The sequence below is a fragment of the Streptomyces sp. NPDC001450 genome (assembly GCF_053597295.1).
Window position 1 is genome coordinate 85,647 of the sequence record NZ_JBSFHY010000035.1, and the last position, 26,081, is coordinate 111,727.

The 26,081-nt window shown below is 72.2% G+C and carries 17 protein-coding genes and 1 pseudogene; 12 read left to right on the forward strand and 6 right to left on the reverse strand.

From position 1 onward, the window contains the following. Nucleotides 1-111: 111 nt before the first annotated feature. Nucleotides 112-1,320: a nucleotide sugar dehydrogenase gene (locus tag ACWC5O_RS32300; protein ID WP_450590526.1), complete on the reverse strand. Its 1,209-nt coding sequence runs from the start codon at nt 1,318-1,320 to the stop codon at nt 112-114. Between the two features lie 285 nt (nt 1,321-1,605). On the opposite strand from ACWC5O_RS32300, the gene ACWC5O_RS32305 reads away from it, so the two are divergent. Beyond that, nucleotides 1,606-3,315: a glycerol-3-phosphate dehydrogenase/oxidase gene (locus ACWC5O_RS32305; protein WP_450590525.1), complete on the forward strand. Its 1,710-nt coding sequence runs from the start codon at nt 1,606-1,608 to the stop codon at nt 3,313-3,315. Here ACWC5O_RS32305 and ACWC5O_RS32310 read toward each other — a convergent pair. Next, complete coding sequence (locus ACWC5O_RS32310; protein ID WP_450590524.1) at nt 3,210-3,815, reverse strand: GNAT family N-acetyltransferase; 606 nt, start codon at nt 3,813-3,815, stop codon at nt 3,210-3,212. The two genes, ACWC5O_RS32305 and ACWC5O_RS32310, sit on opposite strands and share 106 nt — an antisense overlap. A gap of 60 nt (nt 3,816-3,875) precedes the next feature. Further along, the gene (locus tag ACWC5O_RS32315; RefSeq protein ID WP_450590523.1) at nt 3,876-4,919 is read right to left on the reverse strand and encodes a serine hydrolase domain-containing protein; all 1,044 of its coding nucleotides are present in this window, start codon (nt 4,917-4,919) and stop codon (nt 3,876-3,878) included. A 169-nt stretch (nt 4,920-5,088) separates the two neighbouring features. On the opposite strand from ACWC5O_RS32315, the gene ACWC5O_RS32320 reads away from it, so the two are divergent. The 5 genes from ACWC5O_RS32320 (at nt 5,089) to ACWC5O_RS32340 (ending at nt 15,344) form a co-directional block, all read left to right on the forward strand. Next, on the forward strand, nt 5,089-7,083 hold the full coding sequence (locus tag ACWC5O_RS32320) for a serine/threonine-protein kinase (protein ID WP_450590590.1): 1,995 nt from the start codon (nt 5,089-5,091) through the stop codon (nt 7,081-7,083). 165 nt (nt 7,084-7,248) lie between these two features. Further along, nucleotides 7,249-10,029, forward strand: a complete 2,781-nt coding sequence (locus ACWC5O_RS32325) for a protein kinase (protein ID WP_450590522.1) — start codon at nt 7,249-7,251, stop codon at nt 10,027-10,029. Between the two features lie 162 nt (nt 10,030-10,191). Further along, a complete protein-coding gene (locus ACWC5O_RS32330; RefSeq protein ID WP_450590589.1) occupies nt 10,192-11,892 on the forward strand; it encodes a serine/threonine-protein kinase in 1,701 nt (566 codons plus the stop codon). Nucleotides 11,893-11,956: 64 nt separating this feature from the next. Further along, on the forward strand, nt 11,957-13,672 hold the full coding sequence (locus ACWC5O_RS32335) for a protein kinase domain-containing protein (protein ID WP_450590521.1): 1,716 nt from the start codon (nt 11,957-11,959) through the stop codon (nt 13,670-13,672). A gap of 52 nt (nt 13,673-13,724) precedes the next feature. Then, nucleotides 13,725-15,344: a serine/threonine-protein kinase gene (locus ACWC5O_RS32340; protein ID WP_450590520.1), complete on the forward strand. Its 1,620-nt coding sequence runs from the start codon at nt 13,725-13,727 to the stop codon at nt 15,342-15,344. On the opposite strand, the gene ACWC5O_RS32345 is transcribed toward ACWC5O_RS32340, so the two are convergent. Next, the gene (locus ACWC5O_RS32345) at nt 15,331-16,266 is read right to left on the reverse strand and encodes an AraC family transcriptional regulator (RefSeq protein ID WP_450590519.1); all 936 of its coding nucleotides are present in this window, start codon (nt 16,264-16,266) and stop codon (nt 15,331-15,333) included. The two genes, ACWC5O_RS32340 and ACWC5O_RS32345, sit on opposite strands and share 14 nt — an antisense overlap. A gap of 71 nt (nt 16,267-16,337) precedes the next feature. On the opposite strand from ACWC5O_RS32345, the gene ACWC5O_RS32350 reads away from it, so the two are divergent. The 4 genes from ACWC5O_RS32350 (at nt 16,338) to ACWC5O_RS32365 (ending at nt 21,778) form a co-directional block, all read left to right on the forward strand. Beyond that, nucleotides 16,338-17,240, forward strand: coding sequence for an MBL fold metallo-hydrolase (locus ACWC5O_RS32350; RefSeq protein ID WP_450590518.1), 903 nt, complete (start codon nt 16,338-16,340; stop codon nt 17,238-17,240). 45 nt (nt 17,241-17,285) lie between these two features. Then, complete coding sequence (locus tag ACWC5O_RS32355) at nt 17,286-18,197, forward strand: serine/threonine-protein kinase (protein WP_450590517.1); 912 nt, start codon at nt 17,286-17,288, stop codon at nt 18,195-18,197. A gap of 127 nt (nt 18,198-18,324) precedes the next feature. Then, a complete protein-coding gene (locus ACWC5O_RS32360) occupies nt 18,325-19,938 on the forward strand; it encodes a succinic semialdehyde dehydrogenase (protein WP_450590516.1) in 1,614 nt (537 codons plus the stop codon). A gap of 34 nt (nt 19,939-19,972) precedes the next feature. After that, the gene (locus tag ACWC5O_RS32365; RefSeq protein ID WP_450590515.1) at nt 19,973-21,778 is read left to right on the forward strand and encodes a GMC family oxidoreductase N-terminal domain-containing protein; all 1,806 of its coding nucleotides are present in this window, start codon (nt 19,973-19,975) and stop codon (nt 21,776-21,778) included. A 688-nt stretch (nt 21,779-22,466) separates the two neighbouring features. On the opposite strand, the gene ACWC5O_RS32370 is transcribed toward ACWC5O_RS32365, so the two are convergent. Beyond that, nucleotides 22,467-22,733, reverse strand: a complete 267-nt coding sequence (locus ACWC5O_RS32370) for a chorismate mutase (protein WP_450590514.1) — start codon at nt 22,731-22,733, stop codon at nt 22,467-22,469. Nucleotides 22,734-23,022: 289 nt separating this feature from the next. On the opposite strand from ACWC5O_RS32370, the gene guaA reads away from it, so the two are divergent. Next, nucleotides 23,023-24,603: a glutamine-hydrolyzing GMP synthase gene (gene guaA / locus ACWC5O_RS32375; RefSeq protein WP_450590513.1), complete on the forward strand. Its 1,581-nt coding sequence runs from the start codon at nt 23,023-23,025 to the stop codon at nt 24,601-24,603. Nucleotides 24,604-24,618: 15 nt separating this feature from the next. Here guaA and ACWC5O_RS32380 read toward each other — a convergent pair whose 3' ends face one another. Then, complete coding sequence (locus ACWC5O_RS32380) at nt 24,619-25,080, reverse strand: pyridoxamine 5'-phosphate oxidase family protein (RefSeq protein ID WP_450590512.1); 462 nt, start codon at nt 25,078-25,080, stop codon at nt 24,619-24,621. Nucleotides 25,081-25,220: 140 nt separating this feature from the next. On the opposite strand from ACWC5O_RS32380, the pseudogene ACWC5O_RS32385 reads away from it, so the two are divergent. Continuing rightward, nucleotides 25,221-25,985: pseudogene (locus tag ACWC5O_RS32385) on the forward strand (class II aldolase/adducin family protein); the annotation flags it as partial. Nucleotides 25,986-26,081: the final 96 nt, after the last annotated feature.

The following is a 26,081-nucleotide window of genomic DNA, read 5'->3' on the forward strand; positions in this document are numbered from 1 at the left end:
GAGCCTGCCGCAGTAGCCGCTGCGGTGGGCTCCACCTGTTTCCGTAAGGTACCCGTGGTGCGCGCCGTGTGCCACCAGCCTCGGAGCCCGGTCCGCCCACGCGCCCCCTGCTCACAACCGATGCGCCGCCCCCGTAGGCGTAGCCCCCCGCGTGTCCAGCAGCAGCTGGGCCTTCACCGAGAGCCCCTGCAAGTCGTACGTCCGGTGGTGCTGGAGCAGGATCGTCAGGTCCGCGTCGGCTGCCGCCTCGTACAGGGAGTCCGCGCGCGGCACAGGCCGGTCCAGGACGCTCCAGGACGGTACGTACGGGTCGTGGTAGCTGACCGAGGCGCCCAGCTCCATCAGGCGGACCGTGATCTCCCGGGCGGGGGTGCTCTGCAGATCGGCGAGGTCGGGCTTATAGGTGACGCCGAGGAGCAGGACGCGGGCACCGCGCGCGGACTTGCCGTGCTCGTTGAGGAGCGTGGCGGCGCGCTGGACGACGTACCGGGGCATGCGGTGGTTGACCTGCTGGGCCAGTTCCACCATGCGCAGCGTGCGGCTCGCGTGGCCGGTGAGGTCCTGCGGGACGCCGTGCCCACCGACGCCCGGGCCCGGACGGAACGCCTGGAAGCCGAACGGCTTGGTCTCCGCGCAGCGGATGACGTCCCACAGGTCGACGCCCAGCTCGTGGCAGAGGACGGCCATCTCGTTGACGAGCGCGATGTTCACGTGCCGGTAGTTGGTCTCCAGTACCTGCACGGCCTCCGCCTCGCGCAGCCCGCGCGCGCGTACCACCTTGTCGGTGAGCCGCCCGTAGAAGGCCGCGGCCGACTCGGTGCAGGCGGGGGTGAGGCCCCCGATGACCTTGGGCGTGCCGGCGGGGGTGTGGTCGCGGTTGCCGGGGTCGACGCGGCTGGGCGAGTAGGCGAGGTGGAAGTCGCGGCCGGCACGCAGTCCGGAGCCCTCCTCCAGCAGGGGGCGCAGGAACTTCTCGGTGGTCCCGGGGAGCACGGGCGACTCCAGGATGACCGTGGTGTGCGGTCGCAGCCGCTCCGCCAGGGTGCGGGCGGCCGCCTCCACCTGGCCGAGGTCGACCCCGCCGTCGGTGCCGCGCGGGGTGGGCGCGCAGATCACGGCGGTGCGCACCCGGCCGAGCTGGGCCGGGTCGGTGCCGGGCCGGAAGCCGGCCGCGTGCATCCGCCGCAGCTCGGCGGGGCTGAGCGAACCCGCCTCGGGGCCGGTGGCGTACCCGATGGTCGGGATGCCTGCGGCGACGGCGGCCTGGGCGAGCGGCAGGCCGTAGGGACCGAGTCCGATGACGGCGAGATCTGCGGGCATGGCGTGGGCCCGTCCTTCCCAGTAACCGAAGCGGGACAGATGCGCAACCGCTGTGGACAGCCAGAACGAGCGCACTGTCACACTAGGAGTAAATATGACCGTTATGTGGGATTGTGTTCGTGTGTCTTCCGGGGGTTGTGTTCGTGTTGTCCACAGCTTGGGAGCCCGTGGTGGCTGAAGTCGGGCAAGCCGGTCAGAATTTGGGCATGAGAAGGGGGTGAACCGGGGCTTCGCCCACCCGGGTGCGGCCGACGCGAGCGAGTTCTTCGACAGCGGGAGGCAGCGGTGAGGACAGCGACTCTGGGTCCGGCGCAGCGCGCCGAGGCACTGGCGGCGATGGCGGAGCGCGAGCTGGACGTGCTGGTGGTCGGGGGCGGAGTGGTCGGCGCCGGAACCGCTCTGGACGCCGTGACCCGCGGCTTGTCCACCGGCCTGGTCGAGGCCCGCGACTGGGCCTCCGGCACCTCCAGCAGATCCAGCAAGCTCGTCCACGGCGGCCTGCGCTATCTGGAGATGCTCGACTTCGCCCTGGTCCGCGAGGCCCTGAAGGAGCGCGGTCTGCTCCTGGAGCGGCTCGCTCCGCACCTGGTCAAGCCGGTGCCCTTCCTCTACCCGCTGCAGCACCAGGGCTGGGAGCGCCTGTACGCGGGCTCGGGCGTGGCCCTGTACGACGCGATGTCCATGGCCCGCGGGCACGGCCGGGGCCTGCCCCTGCACCGGCACCTGACCCGCCGTCACGCCCTACGCGTGGCCCCCTGTCTGAAGAAGGACGCCCTGGTCGGCGCCCTCCAGTACTACGACGCACAGATGGACGACGCCCGGTATGTGGCGACCCTGGTGCGCACGGCGGCGTCGTACGGCGCGAAGGTGGCCAACCGCGCCCGCGTGACGGGGTTCCTGCGTGAGGGCGAGCGGGTGGTCGGCGCCCGGGTGCAGGACGTGGAGGGCGGCGGGGAGTACGAGATCCGCGCCCAGCAGATCGTCAACGCCACCGGTGTGTGGACCGACGACACGCAGGCGATGGTGGGGGAGCGGGGCCAGTTCCACGTCCGCGCCTCCAAGGGCATCCACCTGGTCGTGCCCAAGGACCGCATCCACTCCACCACCGGTCTGATCCTGCGCACGGAGAAGTCGGTCCTGTTCGTCATCCCCTGGGGCCGGCACTGGATCGTCGGCACCACCGACACCGGCTGGGACCTCGACAAGGCCCACCCGGCGGCCTCCAGCGCCGACATCGACTACCTGCTGGAGCACGTCAACTCGGTGCTCGCCGTCCCGCTCAGCCGTGACGACGTGCAGGGTGTGTACGCGGGCCTGCGTCCGCTGCTGGCCGGCGAGTCCGACGCCACCAGCAAGCTGTCCCGCGAGCACACCGTGGCGCATCCGGCGCCGGGTCTCGTGGTCGTGGCGGGCGGCAAGTACACGACGTACCGGGTGATGGCGAAGGACGCCGTCGACGAGGCGGTGCACGGCCTCGACATGCGCGTCGCCGACTGCGTCACCGAGGAGATCCCGCTGCTGGGCGCGGAGGGCTACCGGGCGATGTGGAACGCGCGGGCGCGGATCGCCGCCCGCACCGGACTGCACGTGGTCCGGGTGGAACACCTGTTGAATCGGTACGGCTCGATGGCCGAGGAGATCCTGGACCTCATCGCCGCCGACCCCGCCCTGGGTGAGCCGTTGCAGGCCGCCGACGACTATCTGCGTGCCGAGGTCGTGTACGCCGCCTCGCACGAGGGTGCCCGGCACCTGGACGACGTGCTCACCCGCCGAACCCGGATCTCCATCGAGACCTTCGACCGGGGCACCCGCAGCGCCCGCGAGGCCGCCGAGTTGATGGCGCCCGTGCTCGGCTGGGACAAGGACCAGATCGAGCGCGAGGTCGAGCACTACGAGAAGCGGGTCGAGGCCGAGCGGGAGTCCCAGCTCCAGCCGGACGACCTGACGGCGGACGCGGCGAGGCTGGGGGCGCCGGACATCGTGCCGCTGAGCTGAGTTGAGAAGCTGTTGTCGTTCCGCCGGGGAACAGTCACCGGCAGGCGTGGTTGGTCGCGGTGTTCATCCACCCACAGTTCGAGTCGGGGAATCCGCAGATCACGCAAGGCCCAGCCGACCACCGCGTCGACGGCAGCCACGGCCGCACCCTGACCACGCGCCGAGTTGACGACCCAGTAACCCAGCGAAGCACGGCCCTGTTCCAGGTCCCTCAGCCACAGCCCCACCTGTCCGACAGGGCGATCGTCAGAGGTCACGATGACGAACGCATACCCAGCCCTTGTGGTCGCCCGGCTCCACTGCCGTTCGATGAAAGCGACGCCCGCCGGCTCGGAATAGGGCGACGGCACCGTCGTGATCAACGGGATGTAGTCGTCTTCGGACGCCTCGCGGACCAGCGGAAGGTCCGAAAGGCGCCACGGCAGTAGTTCAGGGTGTCCTGGAGGTAGTACACCTGCATGCCGCTGGCGCCGGAGCGCAGGGCGCAGAAGTTGGCTCACCCCCGGCTTTCACTCGAACGAGTGTCGTGAATCGGGATCTTCGTTCGGAACCGGCACGTTCTACCAGGTGCGATGGCAGAACCCGGCGGAGAGCAAGGCCGGTTCGAGCCGGGGATCTGCGATCGCGTCCGTGTTCACACGGAAGGTGAGGACACGTCGGCCGTCGACGGTGGCCGCGGTGCGCACGTAGCTCCCGGATATCCGGCCGTTGTGTCCCCACACCGTGATGCCGCACGGGAGCTTTGCCGGAAAGATCCCCATGCCGTACGAGCCATGCGCGGCACGGGTGTTGAGCATCTCGCGCAGCCGGCGCGAGGGCAGCAGCCGGCCGCCGAGCAGGGCCGCGTAGAAGCGGTCCAGGTCGGCCAGTGTGGTCACCAGCTCACCCGCCGCGCCGGCCACGCGCGGGTCGAGCCGGGTGACGTCGGAGCCGTCGGCGGCGTAGGCGCGGCCGTGCGGCAGTGGAAGTGAGGCGCGGGATCCGGGAAGGGAGGTGCCCGTAAGGCCGAGTGGAGCGATGATCCGGCGCCGGACCTCGGTGGCGTACGAGTGGCCGGTGACCTGCCGGACGACCATGCCGAGCAGGACGTAGTTGGTGCTGGAGTACGTGTAGCGGCCCGGGTGGGCCGGAGGGAGGGTGAGGGCGATGCGTACGGCCTGAACCGGGGTCAGAGGGACGGTCCCGCGGGTGGCCCGGGTGAAGTCGGCGAGCCCGCTGGTGTGGGTGAGCAGGGCGCGCAGGGTGATGTGCCGTCCGTCGGTGCCGCGTCCGCGGAGCAGTCCCGGCAGGTGCCCCTCCACGGTGTCGGACAGGGACAGCCGGTGTTCCGCGGCCAGTTGCAGCATGACCGTGGCGATGAAGGTCTTGGTGACGCTGCCGGCGCGGAAGTGGTCGGCGCGTGCCATGCCCGGACCGGCGGCTGTGTAGCGGGAGCGGTTTCCGTCCAGGGCCAGCAGCGCCGCGGCGGGTGCCCTGCCCTGGGTGACCAGTAGCGGCAGGACCGGGTCCGTGGCGGCGGCCGCGCAGTCGGCACCGGAGGCGGTGGGAGCGAGCAGCAGGGCCAGCAGCACCGGTATGGACAGGACTGTCCGAAGCGTCGGCATCCGGGCTCCTCTCTGCTCGGGCCCATCATCCCGGTAAGCGGAACCCCGGCTTCAGTGGGTCTTGCGGTGTGCGGAGCCCTTGGCGGGGTCAGGGGCACCCTGGGCGTCGGCCGCTTGTCGGGTGAGGGACAATGGAGGCTCTGTCAGGGCGGGTTGCATGAGGGGACGCATGTCGGAGGCGGAGCGGGCGGGAACATCTCGTCAGGAGACTCGTCAGGACAAGAGCGAGCGTCGTCTCCTCGCCGGGCGGTACCGGCTGGGAGACGTGCTGGGCCGCGGTGGCATGGGCACGGTGTGGCGCGCCGAGGACGAGACCCTGGGCCGGACGGTCGCCGTCAAGGAGCTGCGGTTCCCGTCGAACATCGACGAGGAGGAGAAGCGGCGCCTGATCACGCGCACCCTGCGCGAGGCCAAGGCGATCGCCCGGATCCGCAACAACAGCGCGGTGACGGTCTTCGACGTGGTCGACGAGGACGACCGGCCGTGGATCGTCATGGAGTTGGTCGAGGGCAAGTCCCTCGCCGAGGTCATCCGCGAGGACGGCCTGCTGGAGCCCAGGCGTGCCGCCGAGGTCGGGCTGGCCATCCTCGACGTGCTGCGCTCCGCGCACCGCGAGGGCATCCTGCACCGTGACGTGAAACCGTCCAACGTACTCATCGCCGACGACGGCCGGGTCGTGCTCACCGACTTCGGTATCGCGCAGGTCGAGGGCGACCCGTCCATCACCTCCACCGGCATGCTCGTCGGCGCCCCCTCCTACATCTCCCCGGAGCGCGCCCGCGGGCACAAGCCCGGTCCCGCGGCCGACCTGTGGTCGCTGGGCGGCCTGCTGTACGCGGCGGTCGAGGGTCTGCCGCCGTACGACAAGGGTTCGGCGATCGCCACGCTGACCGCGGTGATGACCGAGCCCCTGGAGGAGCCCAAGAACGCGGGTCCGCTCCGGGACGTCATCTACGGCCTGCTCACCAAGGACCCGGCGCAGCGGCTCGACGACGCCGGTGCCCGGGCGATGCTCAACACGGTGATCCACGCGCCGGAGCCGGAGGCGATGGACGCCACCAGGGTGGTTCCGCTGCCGGCGCAGCCCGGCGGGCCCGAGGGCAAGCGGGGCGAGGAGGCCGGGGAGAAGCTGCGCGGGGCGCTGCGTTCGGTCCGCAAGGCGGCCGGGGCGGCGGGCTCGTCGGCGCCCGTGCGCGCGAAGAGCGGTGGCGGTACGGCGGCCCCGGGTACTGGCGGCAAGCCGGCCGTGGAGAGCGGTTCGGGGACGGGCGCCGGGACGCCCGGCAGGCCGGCCGGGGCGGCCCAGGGTGCCGCCGCCGCGCCGAACTCCAACGTGAAAAAGCCGAGTTCGGGGTGGCCCGTGGTGCCGCCGCCGGACCTGGACCTGCCGCCGCGGCCGGTGCCGAGGGCGCCGCTCACCGACGTGGTGCCCAGGCGGACGCTGGTGATCATCGCGGTGGTGGTCGTGCTCGCCGTGATCGGCACCGTGCTGGCCATCGCGCTCAACGGGAACAAGGGCGGCAAGAACGGCAGCGGTGCCAAGGCCGCGACCAGCGCCAGCGCCTCCACCAAGCAGGACAAGGGCTCGGGCAGCAAGGAGAACACCGACAGCGGCGCCAAGGCGGACGGCGACACCTCGGCGTCCGCCACGACCGGTTCGGCGACGGAGACGGGCGCGAGTCCGGCCGCCGGTGACAACTCCGGTTCGTCCGGCTCGAAGAGCGGGAGCGCACCGGTGGTGTCGACCCGCAAGGGCGCCCAGGGGTACTCGATCGGGCTGCCCAAGGGGTGGAAGTACCGGTCCACCGGGCAGGCCGGAGACCGCTACACCGGGCCGAACGGGCAGAAGCTGCTCGTCGGCTGGACCAGTACTCCCAAGAACGACCCGGTGGCGGACTGGAAGAACCAGGAGCGCTACATGTTCCGCTCCCAGTACCACAAGATCCGCATAGAGCAGGTGGACTACCGCGGCTGGAACACGGCGGACTGGGAGTTCACCTACGTGGAGGGCGGTACCCAGTACCGTTCGATCGACCGGGGGTTCGTGGTGAACGGCCATCTCGGTTACGGGCTGATGTACACGGCGAAGGCCGCGGAGTGGAACAGCCCTCTGCGCAAGGCCACCTGGAAGACGCTCACGACGTCCTTCGAACCCAAGTCGTGATGTGAACGAGCCCCGTTTGGGGCCGTGAGAATCCGTCATCCCCTCAATGCGAGTTGCCTCCGGCACGTATCGTGAATGGTTGCGGACCGTACGGAGCCGGATTGGGGATGCGCAACGGGCCGTACGGGAACGGATGTGAACGACCAGGCGGCCGGGGGAGGCAACGTGGACGACTATGCGGGCCGGGTGCTCGCCGACCGCTACCGCCTGCCGCTGCCGCCCTCCGACGAGTACGAGCTGACCGAGACCCGGGCCTTCGACACCTACAGCGGTCAGGAAGTGCTGGTCCGTCAGGTGCCGCTGCCGGAGATCGTCGAGGCCGAGGTGCTCGACGCGGAGGGGCTGCCCGAGGGGTTCACCGCCCGTGAGCGCGGGGCGCGTCGAACCCCGGCGGCCCGGACCGCCACTCGCCGCCCCTCGGATCCGGCGGTGCGGCGCGCCGTCGAGGCTGCGCAGGCGGCGGCGAGCATCCCCGACCACCCGCGGCTGGACCAGGTCTTCGACGTGTTCGCCGAGGGCGGCTCACTGTGGATCGTGAGCGAGTGGGTGGCCGCACGTCCGCTGTCCGCGCTGCTGGCCGAGCAGCCGCTGACGCCGTACCGGGCGGCCGAGGTCGCCTCCGACGTCCTCATGGCGCTGCGTGTCCTGCACGGTCACGGCTGGGTGCACCGCAACATCACCGCCCGCACGGTCCTCGTCTGCGACGACGGCCGCGTGATGCTGACCGGCCTCGCGGTCGGCGCGGCGGAGGAGGCACTGTGCGGGTACGAACCGGTGCCGGCTCAGGACGGGCAACAGGGCCAGGAAGGGCCGGCGGGGGCCATCGGGCCGGGCGGCGGTGCAGGCGACGGCATCGGCTCGGGCGGGCAGGGGCCGGGCGGGTCCGGTGGCCAACGGCTCGGCGGAACCGGTGGTCAGGGCTTCGGCGGCTCCGGTGGTCAGGGGCTCGGTGGCGGCGACGGACGGGGCGCCGCAGGTGGCGGTGTTCCGGCCGGTGCGGTGAGTGGCCCGGCGGACGGTCCGGGACCCGTGCCGTCCCCGGACGTGGATCCCGAGGCCGCGCGACGGGCCGCGATCCAGGCGCGGGCGGCCGGTGGGCTACCGGTGCCGGGCACGAACGGAGCTTCCGGTGGGGCCACCGTCCCCGGACCGGCGGGCCGACGGACCCTGGAGAGCGGCGACGACATCCGTGCCGCGCGGGCCGGGGCCATCGCCGCGTACCGTGCGGGAGCCCGGGCCGCAGCCCGGGTGCAGGAAGCCCAGCAGAACGGCCGCACCGCCCTGCCCGGAGCCCGCCCGCCCGCGGAGGGCGAGGCCGATGCCAACGGCACGGTGCAGCCGCCGTACTCCTCCGGCCAGGCCACCTCGCCGCCCGGCCGCATCGCCGACCCCTACGGGGTGCAGGGCAGCTCCTGGCACGGAGCCTCACCGCGCACAGGCCCCGCAGGCACGCCGGCCGCGCCGATCCTGCCGGCCGAGCCGGGCGGCGCCGGACAGCGACCCGGGCTGCCTCCCGCCGAGCGCCCCGACGCAGCACCCGGCTCGGGCCACCTGCCCGTACCCGGCCAGGCGTCTGCCGGTCAGCCGCGCGGCTCCGGTCACGGCACCCCCGCTCCCGGCCAGGCCCTCGCCCCTGTCCCCGCCCCGGCCACCGGTGCCTCCCGCTGGGACGAGCCCGGCGCCGGTGCCGTACGCCGTGGTCCCGCCACCGCGCTCGCCGCCGAGCGGGCGCGGCAGGTGCGGATGACCGTCGTGGGGCCGGTGACCGAGCGGTGGGCGCCGGAGCAGGCCGGGCCCGTGCACGAGAACTGGCAGCTGGCGGCGCCGATCGGGCCTGCCACCGACCTGTGGGCCCTCGGGGCGCTGCTGTTCCGGGCCGTGCAGGGGCATGCCCCTTACCCCGAGGAGTCCACGGCCGAGCTGGTGCAGCTGGTGTGCGCGGAGCCGCCCGCCTTCGCCGAGGAGTGCGGGCCGCTGCGCCCGGTCGTGGAGTCGCTGCTGCGTCAGGACCCCACCGACCGGCTGGACTTCGAGGAGCTGAGCGGCTGGCTGCGCTCGCTGGTGCGTTCCGCGCCCGAGCCGGACGCCGGCACCCATGTCGTCCCCGTCCCGCCCGCCGACCCGAGCCGGCTGCCGATCGTCCGGCGCCGCGGTGAGCTGGTGCGGCGGCGGCGCGCCGGGATGCCCGCGCCCCATCCGCACGGCAGACACAAGCGGGCCCGGGAGGAGGCGGCCCGTTCCCCGCGCAGCCTCGGCCGGACGCTGCTCCTGGTGATACTGCTCCTGCTGGCCGGCGCGGTGGCGTACGCGATGCTGTTCATGCCGAAGCAGGGGGAGAGCGGCGCGGCGGGCAGCGACCGTACCGGCAGCGCCGGGGAGGCGAGCCCCGCGCCCTCCCGCACCCAGCAGCCGTCGTCCGGGCCCTCCGCGGGCGCCAGTTCCTCGGCGTCCGAGCCGGCTACCGAGACGCAGACCGGCGGCGACCCCTCCGTCGCCGACGGGTTCACCCTGCGAACCGACCCGGACGGTTTCAAGGTCGCCGTCGCCAAGGGCTGGGACCGCACGCCCAAGAACGGCAGCGGCCAGGTGGTCTACTCGCACGGGAACTTCGAGCTGCTCGTCGTACCGGGGCGGGACAGCGCCTCGGCCAACGGCAGCGACCCGATGGTCTACCAGCGGGACAAGGAGCGCGAACTGCAGCCGTACCGGGACTCCAGCTGGGCCACGGCCACCGGCCTGAGAACCATCGAGGTGGGCGGACGGACCATGGCCGAGGGCCAGTTCACCTGGACCGACGGGCAGGGGCGCGACCTGTACGTGCGCAACATGGCGATCCTGCTGAACGGCCGCTACCACATCGTCCAGGTCAGGGGACCGGAGGCCGAGCGGGACGAGGTGACGCGGCTCTACGAGCAGGCTACGGCGACGTACCGCTACACGGGTTGAGCGCCCTGTATACCGGTTGAGCGAGCGAGGGTTCGGTTCCCGTTCGCGGGGAGAAGCGACAACCGTCACAGTGGGGTTTCCTTGGCCCCCCGCTTGTTCCCAGCGGGCAGGCCGGTCCTTAGTCTGACCCTGTCAAGAGCATTGCGGGGCAACGTGAATCAGATGCAGGGCCTGCTGGTAGCGGGCCGCTACCGGCTTGCCGATTCCATCGGCAGCGGCGGCATGGGCCGGGTGTGGCGCGCCCACGACGAGGTGCTGCACCGGACGGTGGCCGTCAAGGAGTTGACCGCCGCGCTCTATGTGTCCGAGAGCGACCAGGCCGTACTGCTCGCCCGCACCCGGGCCGAGGCGCGGGCCGCCGCGCGCATCAACCACTCCGCCGTCGTCACCGTCCATGACGTGCTCGAACACGACGGCCGCCCGTGGATCGTGATGGAGCTGGTCGAGGGCCGCTCGCTGGCCGACGCGGTCAAGGACCGCGGCCGCCTCGACGCGCGCGAGGCCGCCCGGATCGGCCTGTGGGTGCTGCGGGCGCTGCGCGCCGCGCACTCCGCCGGCGTGCTGCACCGCGACGTCAAGCCCGGCAACGTGCTGCTCGGCCGGGACGGCCGGGTGCTGCTCACCGACTTCGGCATCGCCCAGATCGAGGGCGACACCACCATCACCCGCACCGGCGAGGTCGTCGGCTCGGTCGACTACCTCGCTCCCGAGCGGGTGCGCGGCCACGACCCCGGCCCGTCCTCGGACCTGTGGGCGCTCGGCGCCACGCTGTACACGGCGGTCGAGGGCCGCTCGCCGTTCCGCCGCACCTCGCCGCTGAGCACCATGCAGGCGGTCGTCGAGGAGGAGGCGGAGGAGCTCCGCCACGCGGGTGCGCTCGGCCCCGTCATCACCGCGCTGCTGCGCAAGGAGCCGGCCCAGCGGCCGAGCGCGGAGGAGACGGAGCAGATGCTCGCCGAGGCGGTGGAGGGCCGCCGCCCGAACGCCGCACAGGCGTTCGTACCGACCCAGGGCCGGGGCGTGGACGCCGGCGGGTCCTTCCCCAGCGGGTCGTACGGCAGTGAGTCGTACACCTCCGGGGCCGGCACCTCGGGCCACGGCTCCGGGCCGGGGGCCGCGGGGCGTTCCGTCACCGGTCCGACGGCGGTGGGCCCGCAGGGGACGGGCCCGACCACGGTGGGCCCCACCGCACCGGCTCGCCCCCGCCCGCGGCGCCGCCTGCGCACGCTCGCGCTGGTCGTCGCCGTCGCGGCCGTGCTCGGCGGCGGTGCCGCGGTGGCCTTCCAGCAATGGGGCGCCATGCAGGCGGACGCCGAGAAGGGCGGGGCGACCCCGGCGCCCGCGACCTCGGCCTCGGCCTCGTGCAGCCCGGGTCCGGAGGGCGTGGCCCCCGACTGCTGGGTGCGCCAGAACGACCCGTTGGGCTTCAGCCTCATGCTGCCCAAGGGCTGGAAGCGCAAGGTGTACCAGAACGAGAGCGACCTCAAGCAGATCGACTACTCGCCCGACGACGGCAAGCACTTCGTCCGCATCGCCATCGACACCAACCCGGACTTCGCCGACGCCTTCCAGCACCAGCAGGACCTGGAACAGCAGCTCCAGCGGCTGATCGACTACAAGCAAGTGGTCATGCACGAGAACGTCTTCCGCGACTGCAAGGGCTCGCTGTGGGAGTACACCTGGACCGCCCAGAAGACGGTCCCGCCCTACGTGCCCGGCCCGCGACATGCCATCGAGGAGACGTACTACTCGCGCCAGGGAGTCGAGTACGCCATCTACATGTCGTCGCCCGCCGCCGACTGGGCGACGACGAGCAAGCAGTTCAAGTGGGTCCTGCAGCGCTGGCAGCCGAACTCCGGCTGAGTCCCCGAGGCTTGGCCGATGACCGCCCCGGAAGGCGTGCGGCCGGTGCGGCATGATGGGGCTCATGGGATCCGAGGGGGACGACTTCCGTGTGATCGCGGGCCGTTACCGCCTACTGGCGCGGATCGGGCGCGGCGGAATGGGCGTCGTGTGGCGGGCGAGCGACGAGGTGCTGGGCCGCCACGTGGCGGTCAAGGAGCTGGCGCCGGACGACTCCCTCACGGACGACGACGCCCGTCACCGCCGGGAGCGCACCTTCCGCGAGGCACGGGCGGTGGCGCAGCTGCGGCACCCGCACATCATCGTCGTGCACGACGTGGTCGAGCAGGACGAACGGCCGTACATCGTCATGGAGCTGATCGACGGCGGCTCGCTCGCCGACCGCATCGCCACCAGCGGGCCGGTCGACGCCGCGGAGGTCGCCCGGATCGGCATCGACCTGCTGAGCGCGCTGCGCACCGCGCACGCGGCCGGGGTGCTGCACCGGGACATCAAGCCGGCGAACGTGCTGATCGAGTCCGGCACCCGCCGGGTCGTGCTCACCGACTTCGGCATCGCACAGGTCGCGGGCGCCACCACGCTCACCGAGACCGGCTCCTTCGTCGGCTCGCCCGAGTACACCGCCCCCGAACGGATGTCCGGCGTCCGCACCGGGCCGGAGTCCGACCTGTGGTCGGTGGGCGCGCTGCTGTGCACGACGCTCAGCGGCGAGTCGCCGTTCCGGCGCGACTCGCTCGGCGGCATCCTGCACGCCGTCGTCGCCGCCGACATCCGGCCACCCGCACAGGCCGAGCCGCTGCTGCCCGTCGTACTCGGCCTGCTGGAGCGCGACCCCGACCGGCGGCTGGGCGCGGCGGAGGCCGAGCGGATGCTGCGGACGTACCTGGAGACGGGGCGCACCCCGGCCGCGCCGGGCGGCACACCGGGCTCGGTCCGCGCGACCCGGACCGGTGACACGAGAGGCCGTACACCCAGGACGCCCCGGCTCGGTGACTCCAGAGGCCGTACGCCCGTGACCCCCTACACGCCTACCGAGCACGACGTGCCGCGCGGGCCGCTCGACCCGCCCGCGCCCACCGCCGAACAGCCCCCGGCCGCACGCCAGTCCGCGCGCGGAGTGCTGGTCGCCGCGCTGCTCGTGGCCGCGGTGGCCGGCGCGGGCGTGTCGGCGGCTGCGCTGCTGCTGAACCAGGGCGGCGACGCAGGCGGCGGCACTCCGAGCGGTTCGGCGACCAGCCCGGCGACGCCGACCGGCAACTCCCCGTCCACCGGCGCCCCGAAGTCCCCGACGCCCACCACGAGCAGCGCACCGGCGGCCTCCACCAAGCACACCGCACCCTCCGGCTACCGCACCGCCCGGGACCCGGCCGGCTTCTCCCTCGCCGTGCCGGAGGACTTCACCCGCGAACGCCAGGGCGAGCGGGTCTTCTACCTCTCCCCGGGGCAGACCTTCCGCCTCGGCATCAAGGTCTCCGCGCCCGAACCCGGCGGCCCGGTCGCGGTGATGAACCGGTCGGCGGCCGACGGGCCCAGCACCAACCCCGGTTACCACGACGGCCGGGTCACCGAGACCACGCACGCCGGACATCCCGCCGCGCTCTGGGAGTTCACCTGGAACGGCTTCAGCGCCGCGGAGGGTGCGCGCCACACCTACGACGTGTGCTGGGAGGAGGGCGGCCGGATGTACGACGTGTGGGTGTCGGCGCCGGTCGGCAAGGTCAAGGAGGCCCGGGAGTACTTCGACGTGGCCGTGGACACCTTCTCGGTCACGGCTTCGTGACCGGTTGGCGTTCCCTGTGGCTGGGGCGCTCATGGCGCGATATGGATGAACCATGAGCAGTGACGGGGGAGTCGGCCGCACGGCCGACGACACGACGAGTTTTGTTCTGCAACCGCCGAGCCCGAGCCCGAGCCCGAACCCGGGCCCGAACCCGGGCCCGCGGCTTTCTTCCGGGGTGCCCGCCCAGGGTGCCGGGCGGCTGATCGCCGGGCGGTACCGGCTGCTCGCCAAGCTCGGCCACGGCGGGATGGGCACCGTGTGGCGGGCCAAGGACGAGACGGTGGACCGTGAGGTCGCCGTCAAGGAGCCCCGGGTACCGGACCACCTTCCCGAGCGGGAACGCGCCAACGCCTTCGAGCGGATGCGCCGCGAGGCACGCGCGGCGGCCCGGCTCGACCACCCCGCCGTGGTCGACGTGTACGACGTCGCGGTCGTCGACGACCGCCCGTGGATCGTGATGGAGCTGGTGCGCGGCCGCTCGCTGGGCGACGCGCTCCAGGAGGGCACGCTGGACGCGCGCGAGGCGGCCCGGATCGGTCTGCAGGTGCTCGGCGCGCTGGAGGCGGCGCACGCGGCGGGCGTCCTGCACCGGGACGTGAAACCGGACAACGTGCTGCTGGGCCGGTACGACCGGGTCGTCCTCACGGACTTCGGCATCGCGCAGATCGAGGGCGAGACGAACCTGACCGACACCGGCGGCTTCGTCGGCTCGCCCGAGTACATCGCGCCGGAACGCGTGCTGGGGCAGCGTCCCGGCCCGGCGAGCGACCTGTGGTCCCTGGGCGTGGTCCTCTACACGGCCACCGAGGGCGTCTCCCCGTTCCGCCGCAGCAACACCCCGGCCACCCTCCAGTCCGTCCTCAACGCCGCCCCGGCCGCGCCCGCCGCCGCGCGGGGCCCGCTGGCCGAGGCCGTCAACGGCCTGCTCCAGAAGGACCCGGCCCGCCGTCCGACGGCTGCGCAGGTCCGCGCCCTGCTGGAGGCGGCCGCCGACCCGCCGGCGCCGGAACCCACCCAGCAGGTGCGGGTCACCGCGCCCGCCGCCCGCTCCCGGCGGCCGGGCCGGAAGGTCTGGCTGGGCGTGGGCGCCGCCGTGGTCGCGGCCGCGGCGGCCGGATACCTCGTCCTCGCCGACCCCTTCGCCGGCCCGCTCCCCGACGGCTGGACGAAGCGGGCGGACCCCGAGCTGGGGGTCACCCTCGCCGTCCCCACGACCTACCAGGCGGGCCACCCGGACAAGAACGCCACCGACAAGAGCTGGGTGTCGTACACGGACTGGAGCGGCGGCATCTCGATCGTCCTGGACCTGACCAGGAAGTCGGAGGACTCCCTGAACGTGATCAAGAGCAACGCCGTGGCCCAGATGCGCGCCGACGACGAGAAGTTCAAGAACGAGGGCGCCTACGACCTCGACATGGCCAAGGGCGCGAGGACGCACCCGGACGACAACGCCGGGTACCGCGGCAGGCAGGCCGCCACGAACACCGTCGCCTTCACCACCGACGACAGCGAGAACCCGCGCCCGCGGGAGATCCAGATCTTCTACTACCGCACCAGGTCCGGCGACCTGTACCGGCTCACCATCGGCTACCCGGGCAAGGGCGACTTCACCGCCCGGGGCCGGGAGGTGGCGAAGGCGGCGATCGCGAACCTGGACATCACGAGGCCGTGAGGAAGGGCTCGTCGGCCCGGGCCCGCTCGCGGTACCGCCCCGGTGTGGTCCCGAACTCCCGGCTGAACGCGTGCGAGAGGGCGTACGGGCTGGCGTAGCCGGTCTCCCGGGCCACCGTCGCCAGGGGCACGTCCGAGTCGCGCAGGCGGGTCGCCGCCAGGGTCAGGCGCCACCAGGTGAGGTACGCCATCGGCGGGCGGCCGACCAGGGAGGTGAAGCGGCGGGACAGGGTGGCCCGGGAGACGCCCGCCCTGGTGGCCAGCAGGTCGTTCGTCCAGGGGGCCGCCGGATCGGTGTGCAGGGCGCGCAGCGCTGCCGCCGTCGCCGGGTCCGACAGGGCGGCCGGCCACACCCCGGCCGGTGCCTGCGTCATCCACGCCCGGATCATGTAGATCAGCAGGAGGTCCAGCAGACCGGGGAGGGCGAGGGCCGCGCCCGGGCGGGTGCCGGTCAGTTCCTGGGCCAGCAGATCGACCGCGGAGCGCAGTTCGGCGTGCGGGCCCGTCCGGTTCCGCAGGTGCACGACCTGCGGCAGCTCCGCCATCAATGGATGCGCCCGGCTGCGGTCCAGGCGGTACTTGCCGCACAGCAGCTCCACCTCGGCTCCGTCGCCCGGGAGCCGTACGTCGGTGTCCCGCACCTCCTCGAAGGGCACCGCCCGCCGCGCCTCGGCCGGTCCCGCCGCCCGGTGCGCCAGCACATGCCCCGCGCCGTGCGGCAGCAGGACCACGTCGCCGGTGCCCAGGTCCACCGGATCACCGCCCCCTTCCGGCAGCAGCCGGCAGGCCCCGCCGAGGACGACATGGAACCCGGCGCCCTCGTACGGCGCCAGCCGCACGCACCAGCGGCCGCTCACCCGGAGCCGGTTCGACGAGGGCCGGCCCACCCGGACCGCGGAGATCGCATCGCTCAGCACGTCCATGAGACGTCAGCGTATCCATTCGAGCCGAACGAGCATTGGGATGCTCACCCCGGATTCCTAGGGTCGTGTCCATGGCTGAAGACAACGTGCAGAGCTTCGTGATCGGGGACGTCGAGGTCCTTCGTGTCGTGGAATGGCAGGGGCCGTTCGTACCGGCCCGGCAGCTCGTCCCGGGCTGCGGGCCCGAGGTGTGGAAGGAGTACGAGGAGCAGCTCGCGCCCGGCCACTGGGAGCCCGGTGCCGACATGGCCGTGATGGCACTGCAGACCTGGGTGGTGCGCAGTGCCGGGCGGACCGTCCTGGTGGACACCGGCGTGGGCAGGGAGCGGGAACGGCCCGGGAACCCGCTGTTCCACCGGCGGCAGGGCGACCTTCCGGGGCGCCTCCTGCGGGCCGGCGTGGATCCGGGTGAGGTGGACGTCGTGGTGAACACCCACATCCATGCCGATCACGTCGGCTGGAACACCTACGACGCCGACGGCGAGTGGGTGCCCACCTTCCCGGGCGCCCGGTACCTCCTGCCGGCCGCCGACGACCACCACTTCGGGCCCGAGGGCGGCTACGGGGGCGGCGTCCGCGTCGACGACCGGCTCATCTACGAGGACAGCGTCGCGCCGGTGCACCGGGCCGGGCAGGCCGAGGTGTGGGAAGGCGTGTACCGCATCGACGAGCATCTGGTCCTGGAGGCCGCCCCCGGTCACACCCCTGGATCGTCGATCCTGCACGTCGAATCGCGCGGCGAGCGGGCCGTGTTCGTCGGGGACCTCCTGCACAGCCCGCTGCAGATCCCGCACCCCGAGTGCAGCAGCTGCTTCTGCCTCGACCCACGGCAGGCGGCCGCGACCCGGCTCCGGGTGCTCGAACGCGCCGCCGAAGAGCGCGCGTTGGTCGTCCCCGCGCACTTCGGTGGCGGTGGCGCGGTCGAAGTGCGCAAGGAGAAAGGGGAGTTCGCCCTGCACCGATGGGCTGCCTGACCGCCCGCTTCGACAAGGGCGTGGTGCGCACGGTACTCATGTGACATGACTGGAGACGGCGAACTCTCGCCCGACGAACAGTTGATCGGTGGGCGCTACCGGCTCCTGGAGCGGCTCGGCTCCGGTCCGTCCGGGACCGTCTGGCGGGCGCGGGACGAACAGGGTCGGCGGGACGTCGCCGTCAAGGAGCCCGTCCTGCCCGGGAATCCGGCCGACGACGAGGAGAGCCGACGGATCGCACACCGCCTCTGCACGGAGGCACGGGCTGCCGCCCGGGTACGGCATCCCTCGGCCGTCACCCTGTACGACGTCGTCACCGAGGACGGACTCCCCTGGATCGTCATGGAGTTGGTCCAGGGGGAGTCGCTGCGGGAGGCCGTCGGGCGCGGGCCCCTGGCGCCCGCCGAGGCCGCCCGGGTCGGGCTCGCCGTCCTGGGGGCGCTCCGGGCCGCGCATGCCGTCGGGATCGTGCACCGGGACATCAAGCCCGCCAACGTGCTGATCGAGTCCGGCACCGGACGGGTCGTCGTCACCGACTTCGGGATCGGGGACGGGCACGCCGGAGAAGGGCCCGCCGAGTTCGTCGCGCCGGAGCGGGCGTCGGGACGCGGCGCCGGTCCGGCCTCCGACCTGTGGTCCCTCGGGGCGCTGCTCGCCGCCGCCGTCGAGGGCGGGCCCGCCGGCCCGCTCGGCCCGCTGCTGACCCGGCTGCACGCGCCGGAGCCGGAGGCGCGGCCGGGCGCCGAGGAGGTCGCGGTGGCGCTGGAGGCGTGCGGGGGTGTGCTGCCCGTGGCGGAGACGACGCCCGAGCCCGTGCCGGAACCCCGGCCCGTGTCTCCTGTTCAGGTTCCCGTACCTCCCGCCGCCGCCCCCGACCCCGCCACCCCCGACCCCCGCCGTCGCACCCCCCTCGCAGCCCTCGGTCTCCTCCTCGCGAAAAAACCCGGAGCCGAGTGATCATCGCCCCGACAACGCCCTGATCAGCGCATTTGCTGCCAGTGATCACTGGCGTTGTGTGTGTACTCCGTGAATCCCCGTTACCGACGGGTACCCAAAGGCTCCGTCGCGGCATACCCTGCGCGTCATGACGGACTCGCAGGCCCCGGACATCACCGGTACCAACCCGCTCGCGCCCGCCCCCGAAGGCGCCCGCACCGCCGCCGACGTGGTCACCCCCGAACTGGTGGCCCAGCTGACCAAGGGTGTCGTCGGCTCGGGCCGTACCGCCAACCACACCCCGTTCACCGGTGAGAAGCTGGCCGACCTGCCCGAGTCCACCCCCGAGGACGTGCTTGAGGCCTTCCAGGCCGCCCGCGCCGCACAGGCGGTGTGGGAGAAGACGCCGGTGCGGCAGCGGGCCGCCGTGCTGCTCCGCTTCCACGACCTGGTGCTCGAGCGGCAGGCAGAGGTCCTCGACCTGATCCAGCTGGAGACCGGCAAGGCCCGGCTGCACGCGCACGAGGAGGTCCAGGCCGTCGCGGTGGCCGCCCGCCACTACGGCCGCAAGGCCCCCGCCTACCTGCGGCCCAAGCGGCACGCCGGCGCCATGCCGACCCTGACGAAGGTCACCGAACTCCGCCACCCGCGCGGGGTCGTCGGCCAGATCGCCCCCTGGAACTACCCCCTGGAGCTGTCGGTCGGCGACGCGCTGCCCGCCTTCGTCGCCGGCAACGCGGTCGTGATGAAGCCGGACACCGAGACCTGCCTCACCGCGCTCTGGGCGCGTGACCTGCTCATCGAGGCCGGACTGCCGGCCGACGTCTTCCAGGTCGTGCTCGGCGAGGGCCCGGTCGTCGGCCCGGAGGTCGTCCGTCACGCCGACTACGTCTCCTTCACCGGCTCCACCCGCACCGGCCGCGAGGTCGCCCAGGGCGCCGCCGCCCGCCTGGTCGGCGTCTCGCTGGAACTCGGCGGCAAGAACGCCATGCTGGTGCTCGACGACGCCGACATAGAGAAGGCGGCCGCCGGTGCCGTACGCGCCTGCTTCTCCTCCGCCGGTCAACTCTGCATCTCCATCGAGCGGTTGTACGTCCACGAGTCGATCGCCGACGCCTTCCTGGAGCGCTTCGCCGCCCGCACCAGGGGCATGCGGCTCGGCAACTCCCTCGCCTACGGCGCCGACATGGGCTCGCTGGTCGGGGAACGGCAGCTGAAGACCGTCGAAGGGCACGTGGAGGAGGCCGTCGCCAAGGGCGCGAAGCTGGTCGCGGGTGGTGTGGCCCGCCCGGACATCGGCCCGTACTTCTTCGAGCCGACCATCCTCGACGGCGTCGAGGACTCCATGTCCGTGTGCGAGGAGGAGACCTTCGGGCCGGTCGTGTCGGTCTACCGCTTCAAGACCGACGACGAGGCGGTCGAGCGCGCCAACTCCACCCCGTACGGCCTGAACGCGTCCGTGTGGACCAGGAGCGCCCGCCGCGGCCAGGACATCGCCTCCCGGCTGCGCACCGGCACCGTCAACGTCAACGACGGGTACGCGCCGGCCTACGGCAGCGTCCAGTCCCCGATGGGCGGCATGAAGGACTCCGGCCTCGGCCGCCGCCACGGCTCCGAGGGCATCCTCAAGTACACCGAGGCCCAGACGGTGGCCGAGCAGCGGCTGCTGCCGATGGCGCCGTCACTCGGCATGGACGACGAGAAGTACGCGGCGTTCATGAGCCGCAGCCTCCGCCTCATGAAGGCGTTCCGCTTCCGCTAGAGCAAGACAACCCCGTTCTCGACGAGGAGAGCACGTGTCGCAGGAGAAGTCTGTCCAGACCCGGGACGAGGACGGGTACGACTACGACGTCATCGTCGTGGGTTCGGGGTTCGGCGGCTCGGTGACCGCCCTGCGCCTGACCGAGAAGGGTTACAAGGTGGGCGTCCTGGAGGCCGGCCGCCGCTTCGCCCGCGACACCCTCCCGAAGAACTCGTGGGACCTGAAGAACTACCTCTGGGCCCCCAAGTTCGGCATGTACGGCATCCAGCGCATCCACCTGCTGGGCAACGTGATGGTGCTGGCGGGCGCCGGGGTGGGCGGCGGCTCGCTCAACTACGCCAACACCCTCTACGTACCACCGAAGGCCTTCTTCGACGACCCGCAGTGGAAGGACATCACCGACTGGCAGGAGGAGCTGAAGCCGTACTACGACCAGGCGCAGCGCATGCTCGGCGTCCGGCTCAACCCCACCATGACCCCCTCCGACGTGCACCTGAAGGCGGCGGCACAGCGGATGGGCGTCGGCGACACCTTCCACATGGCGCCGGTCGGCGTGTTCTTCGGCGACGGCAAGGACGCCGACGGGACGGCGAAGGCGCGGCCGGGCGGTCAGGTCGACGACCCGTACTTCGGCGGAGCCGGCCCGTCCCGCAAGGCCTGCACCGAGTGCGGCGAGTGCATGACCGGCTGCCGGCACGGCGCGAAGAACACCCTGAACGAGAACTACCTGTACCTCGCCGAGAAGGCGGGCGCGGTGGTCCACCCGATGACGACGGTCGTGTCCGTCACCGACGACTCGCGGGGCGGTTACGCGGTGGCGACGCTGCCGACGGACCAGAAGAAGAAGGGCGAGGGGCGGCTCTTCACCGCGCGGCGGGTCGTGATCGCGGCCGGGACGTACGGCACCCAGACCCTGCTGCACCGCATGAAGTCCGGCGGCCAGCTGCCCTACCTCTCCGCCCGCCTCGGCGACCTGACCCGCACCAACTCCGAGGCGCTGGTCGGTGCGCAGACCGACAACCGGCGCTACCGCAGGGCGACCGGAGAGACGAGGGCCGACTTCACCCGCGGGGTCGCCATCACGTCCTCCATCCACCCCGACGAGAACACGCACATCGAGCCCGTCCGCTACGGCAAGGGCTCCAACTCGATGGGCGGCCTGTCCATCCTTCAGGTCCCCTACGCCGAGGGCTCCTCGCGCGTCCTGGCCTGGCTGGCGAACGCGGCCCGCCACCCCGTGCTGGTCGCCCGCTCCCTGTCCAACCGGCGCTGGTCGGAGCGGACCATCATCGGCCTGGTGATGCAGTCGCTGGACAACTCGCTGACGACGTACCTGAAGCCCGAGGGCGTCGGCAAGGGCCTGCTCACCGCCCGGCAGGGCCACGGTGCGCCGAACCCCAAGCAGATCAGGGCCGCCTCGGAGGCCGCCTCGGCCCTCGCCACCGAGATCAACGGCTTCGCGGGCAGCAACGTCGGCGAGCTGATGGGCACCCCGCTGACCGCGCACTTCCTGGGCGGCTGCCCCATCGGCGCCTCCCCGGAGACGGGCGTGATCGACCCGTACCACCGGCTGTACGGCCACCCCGGCATCTCGGTCGTGGACGGCGCCGCGGTCTCGGCGAACCTGGGCGTGAACCCGTCGCTGACGATCACCGCGCAGGCCGAGCGCGCCATGTCGTACTGGCCGAACAAGGGCGAGGAGGATCCGCGTCCGGCGCAGGGAGCGGCGTACGAACGCCTGAAGCCGGTGGAGCCGCGCACCCCTGCCGTCCCGGCGGACGCGTTCGGCGCGCTGAAGCTGCCGTTCCTGGGGATCCCGGCGGTGCCGCCGAAGAAGTAGCCGGACCGGAGAAGTACGTGATCGGGCCGGAGAAGTGCCGAGGGACCTGCATCCCCCTCCGAATGCAGGTCCCTCGCTCTTACCGTCTTCTTGATCCGGTAGCAGGTTTGATCAGCGAGAGACCTGAAGGGTTGCGTCGACTCACGTGATTTTTATGTGACGTGAGTCACGCGTGGTGGTGAGTGGTGGGCATGACGAAGGGCCCCGCGGGAGTTGAGCCGCGGGGCCCTTCTTTCGTCAGCACCGACGTCAGGGCGGCGCCGGTGCCTGGGAGCGGCGCCGGGGGGTGCGCCGCTTCTACTGTGGTCTCGGCCCCGGGCGGACAGGCGGGGATAGGGCAATGCCGTTGTCTGCGAGGGGACTTGGGGCTTTCTACGCATCGTGCTGGATGAGCGAGGCATCCGCAACCGTTTGACCCGGCACTGGTGCATTTTTGCGGTTTTCCGCCGGTCGGCCCCGGGCGTCCCCGGAGCCGACCGTTCTCTTGGGTGACCGGGCTGCTGTCCCCTGCCGTCCGGTCACTTCCTGGAGCGAGGTCCCACGGCGCACGGCACGACCCGTACACCTCATCGCTCCAGCGAGCCACGCGTGGTTCTGTCGGGCCCGCCCCTGGCTGGCACGGACACCGGGATCAACGAAGCGGTCCGCGGGCCGGTCACGCGCCGTACGGGTGAGAGCGGGACCGAACTCAGATGCGACCCCGGCACAGCTCCAGCAGGGTCATCGCGAGGGCCGTGCCCGGCTTGCCGAGGGCCTCGCGGTAGCGGCCGAGGATCTCCATCTCGCGGGAGAGGTTCACCCGCCGGCCGCCGGAGGCGATCCGGGTCTGCTGGACGACGGTGGACACGGCCATCCGCTCCTGGATGAGCCCGATGATCCGGTCGTCGAGCGCGTCGATGCGTTCGCGGGCGTCGGCGATGGTCTGTTCCGGACTTGTCGTGGTCGCTGTGCTCATGCTGGGGGCTCCTCGTGAGGTGGCTGACGGATGCCCCGGAACGACAGAACCCGGAAAACGACAGGCGCCCCGGGCCTTGTCGGCCCGGGGCGCCTGGGAAGTCGCTTGGCGTTCGCTCAAGCAGCACGACCATGGCAGCCGGCGGGCCGGGTGCCATAGGTAAAGACGAAGGTCGAGTGCTTGCGCATGGCGGTCAGTATGCCACGGCGCCGGGTACGGGACGCCCCCCACGCCCACCCCGTTAGAATCGGAGACACAGACCCCCGCCCAAACCGCCGGAAGGCACCCCGTGTCATCAGCGACTCCCGCTGCCGCCACCCCCGACACCGTCCTGGTCGTCGACTTCGGCGCGCAGTACGCCCAGCTCATCGCCCGCCGTGTCCGCGAGGCGCGGGTCTACAGCGAGATCGTGCCGAGCACCATGCCGGTCCAGGAGATGCTCGCCAAGAACCCCGCGGCGATCATCCTCTCCGGCGGCCCCTCGTCCGTGTACGAGGAGGGCGCCCCCCGCCTCGGCCGCGAGCTCTTCGAGGCCGGCGTCCCCGTCTTCGGCATGTGCTACGGCTTCCAGCTCATGGCAGAGGTCCTCGGCGGCACCGTCGACAACACCGGCGCCCGTGAGTACGGCCGTACCGACCTGCACGTCTCCCGGACGTCCTCCACCCTCTTCGAGGGCACCCCGGCCGAGCAGCACGTGTGGATGTCGCACGGCGACGCCTGCTCCGCCGCCCCCGAGGGCTTCACCGTCACCGCGTCCACGGACGTGGTCCCGGTCGCCGCCTTCGAGAACGACGAGAAGAAGCTCTACGGCGTCCAGTACCACCCCGAGGTCATGCACTCCACGCACGGCCAGCAGGTGCTGGAGCACTTCCTGTACCGCGGCGCGGGCCTGACCCCGTCCTGGACCACGGGCAACGTGATCGAGGAGCAGGTCGCCGCGATCCGTGAGCAGGTCGGCGACAAGCGCGCGATCTGCGGTCTGTCCGGCGGCGTGGACTCCGCCGTCGCCGCCGCCCTCGTCGCCCGCGCCATCGGCGACCAGCTGACCTGCGTGTACGTCGACCACGGCCTGATGCGCAAGGGCGAGACCGAGCAGGTCGAGAAGGACTTCGTGGCCGCGACCGGCGTCAAGCTGGTCGTCGTGGACGCCGAGGAGCGCTTCCTGACCGCGCTCAAGGGTGTCAGCGAGCCCGAGGAGAAGCGGAAGATCATCGGCCGCGAGTTCATCCGCGTCTTCGAGCAGGCGCAGGCCGAGATCATCGCCGACGAGGGCCCGGCCGTGGAGTTCCTGGTCCAGGGCACCCTGTACCCGGACGTGGTCGAGTCCGGCGGCGGCACCGGCACCGCCAACATCAAGTCCCACCACAACGTGGGCGGCCTCCCCGAGGACCTGGAGTTCAAGCTCGTCGAGCCGCTCCGCAAGCTCTTCAAGGACGAGGTCCGGATGGTCGGCCAGGAGCTGGGCCTGCCGGAGGAGATCGTCCAGCGCCAGCCCTTCCCGGGCCCCGGCCTCGGCATCCGCATCGTCGGCGAGGTCACCAAGGAACGCCTGGACCTGCTCCGGGACGCCGACGCCATCGCCCGCGAGGAGCTGACCGCCGCCGGCCTGGACCGGGACATCTGGCAGTGCCCGGTGGTCCTGCTCGCGGACGTCCGCTCGGTCGGCGTCCAGGGCGACGGCCGCACCTACGGCCACCCGATCGTCCTGCGCCCGGTCTCCTCCGAGGACGCCATGACCGCCGACTGGTCGCGGCTGCCGTACGACGTCCTCGCCCGCATCTCGACCCGGATCACCAACGAGGTCCGGGACGTCAACCGGGTCGTCCTCGACGTGACGTCGAAGCCGCCGGGCACCATCGAGTGGGAGTAGTCCCGCTGCTGAAGATCACGTCCGCTTGAGAGTGCGCACCGGCTCTCCGGGCTTCCAGACCTGGGCGACCAGGTACTTCTCGTCCTCGACGTAGGTCCGTACGACCTCCGTCAGCTCGGTGCGGAAGAGGTGGAACGGCTGCGGCGGTTCCACCTCTTCGACGTATGCCGCCCTGGCCGCGCCGTCCTCGACCTCGAACGCCCGGCCGCTGATCCGTACGTCCCCGCTGCCCACGTCGGCGCCCGGGTTCGCCTGGAGTGCGAAGCGCGGGTCGCGCAGCAGGTCGAGGGCCTTCAGGGAGCGCGGCATCATGCCGAGCCACAGCTCTCCGCCCAGGAAGCGGACCTCCAGGCCGGACGTGCGGGGGGACCCGTCCCTGCGCAGGGACGCGAGGACGTGGTGCCGGTAGGTGCCGAAGCGCTCCTCGGCGAGCGCTGCCAGTCCGGGTGCTGCGGTGGTGAAGGCTGCCCAGTTCATACGAGCCAGCCTCACCGGTAAACCGGACATCCTCTGTCGTGTATTCGCCGTGTACGTCATCTTTACAAAACAGCTCTGCCCTTTTGCGCTGACCGGCGGTAACTTCCGCCCCGTACAGCACTCCCCACGCTGGAGGACCTATGCACGGGCCCACCCCGCCCCTGCCGCTGCCCACCGGCCAGCTGCAGTTCGCCATGCCACCGATGCACGACTCGGTCGAGGACGAGCGCCGGCACCGCAAGGAGCGGCTCGCGGGCGCCCTGCGGATCTTCGGGCGCGCCGGATTCGAGGACGGGGTGTCGGGACACATCACCGCGCGCGACCCCGAGTTCAGCGACTGCTTCTGGGTCAACCCGTTCGGGATGCCGTTCAAGCACGTCACCGTCAGCGACCTCGTCCTCGCCAACCAGGACGGACAGGTCGTCGAGGGCCGCTACCACGTCAACCAGGCCGCGTTCACCGTGCACGCCCAGGTCCACGCCGCCCGTCCCGACGTCGTCGCCGTCGCCCACTGCCACTCCGTGCACGGCCGGGCCGTCGCCGCGCTCGGCGACCTCGTCGACCCGATCACCCAGGAGAGCTGCGCCTTCTACGAGGACGTGGCGCTCTACGACGCCTACACCGGCGTCACCGTCGACGCCGACGAAGGCCGCCGTATCGCCATGGCCCTCGGCTCCCGCAAGGCGCTCGTGCTGCGCAACCACGGGCTGCTCACCGTCGGGGACTCGGTGGACGCCGCGGCCTGGTGGTTCATGTCGCTGGAGCGGTCCTGCCAGGTCCAGCTGATGGCGAAGGCGGCCGGCCGGCCCGTCCTCATCGACCACAAGCAGGCCGTGGCCACCCGCGAACAGCTCGGCGGCGACCTGGTGGCCTGGATCAACTACCAGCCGCTGTGGCAGGACATCAGGCAGTTCCGTGCCCGCGCGATCGACACCGACCGGCGCTGGTGGCTGCTGCCCGTGATCCTCGCGGTCGTGGCGCTGCGCGAGCCCGGCATACTC

Excerpts from the sequence above, each read along its gene's own strand:
- ACWC5O_RS32300 (WP_450590526.1), bottom strand. The coding sequence starts at position 1,320 with ATGCCCGCAGATCTCGCCGTCATCGGACTCGGTCCCTACGGCCTGCCG.
- ACWC5O_RS32335 (WP_450590521.1), top strand. The coding sequence starts at position 11,957 with ATGGGATCCGAGGGGGACGACTTCCGTGTGATCGCGGGCCGTTACCGC.
- ACWC5O_RS32315 (WP_450590523.1), bottom strand. The coding sequence starts at position 4,919 with ATGCCGACGCTTCGGACAGTCCTGTCCATACCGGTGCTGCTGGCCCTG.
- ACWC5O_RS32370 (WP_450590514.1), bottom strand. The coding sequence starts at position 22,733 with ATGAGCACAGCGACCACGACAAGTCCGGAACAGACCATCGCCGACGCC.
- ACWC5O_RS32320 (WP_450590590.1), top strand. The coding sequence starts at position 5,089 with ATGTCGGAGGCGGAGCGGGCGGGAACATCTCGTCAGGAGACTCGTCAG.
- ACWC5O_RS32355 (WP_450590517.1), top strand. The coding sequence starts at position 17,286 with ATGACTGGAGACGGCGAACTCTCGCCCGACGAACAGTTGATCGGTGGG.
- ACWC5O_RS32340 (WP_450590520.1), top strand. The coding sequence starts at position 13,725 with ATGAGCAGTGACGGGGGAGTCGGCCGCACGGCCGACGACACGACGAGT.
- ACWC5O_RS32345 (WP_450590519.1), bottom strand. The coding sequence starts at position 16,266 with ATGGACGTGCTGAGCGATGCGATCTCCGCGGTCCGGGTGGGCCGGCCC.
- ACWC5O_RS32360 (WP_450590516.1), top strand. The coding sequence starts at position 18,325 with ATGACGGACTCGCAGGCCCCGGACATCACCGGTACCAACCCGCTCGCG.
- ACWC5O_RS32380 (WP_450590512.1), bottom strand. The coding sequence starts at position 25,080 with ATGAACTGGGCAGCCTTCACCACCGCAGCACCCGGACTGGCAGCGCTC.
- ACWC5O_RS32350 (WP_450590518.1), top strand. The coding sequence starts at position 16,338 with ATGGCTGAAGACAACGTGCAGAGCTTCGTGATCGGGGACGTCGAGGTC.
- ACWC5O_RS32330 (WP_450590589.1), top strand. The coding sequence starts at position 10,192 with ATGCAGGGCCTGCTGGTAGCGGGCCGCTACCGGCTTGCCGATTCCATC.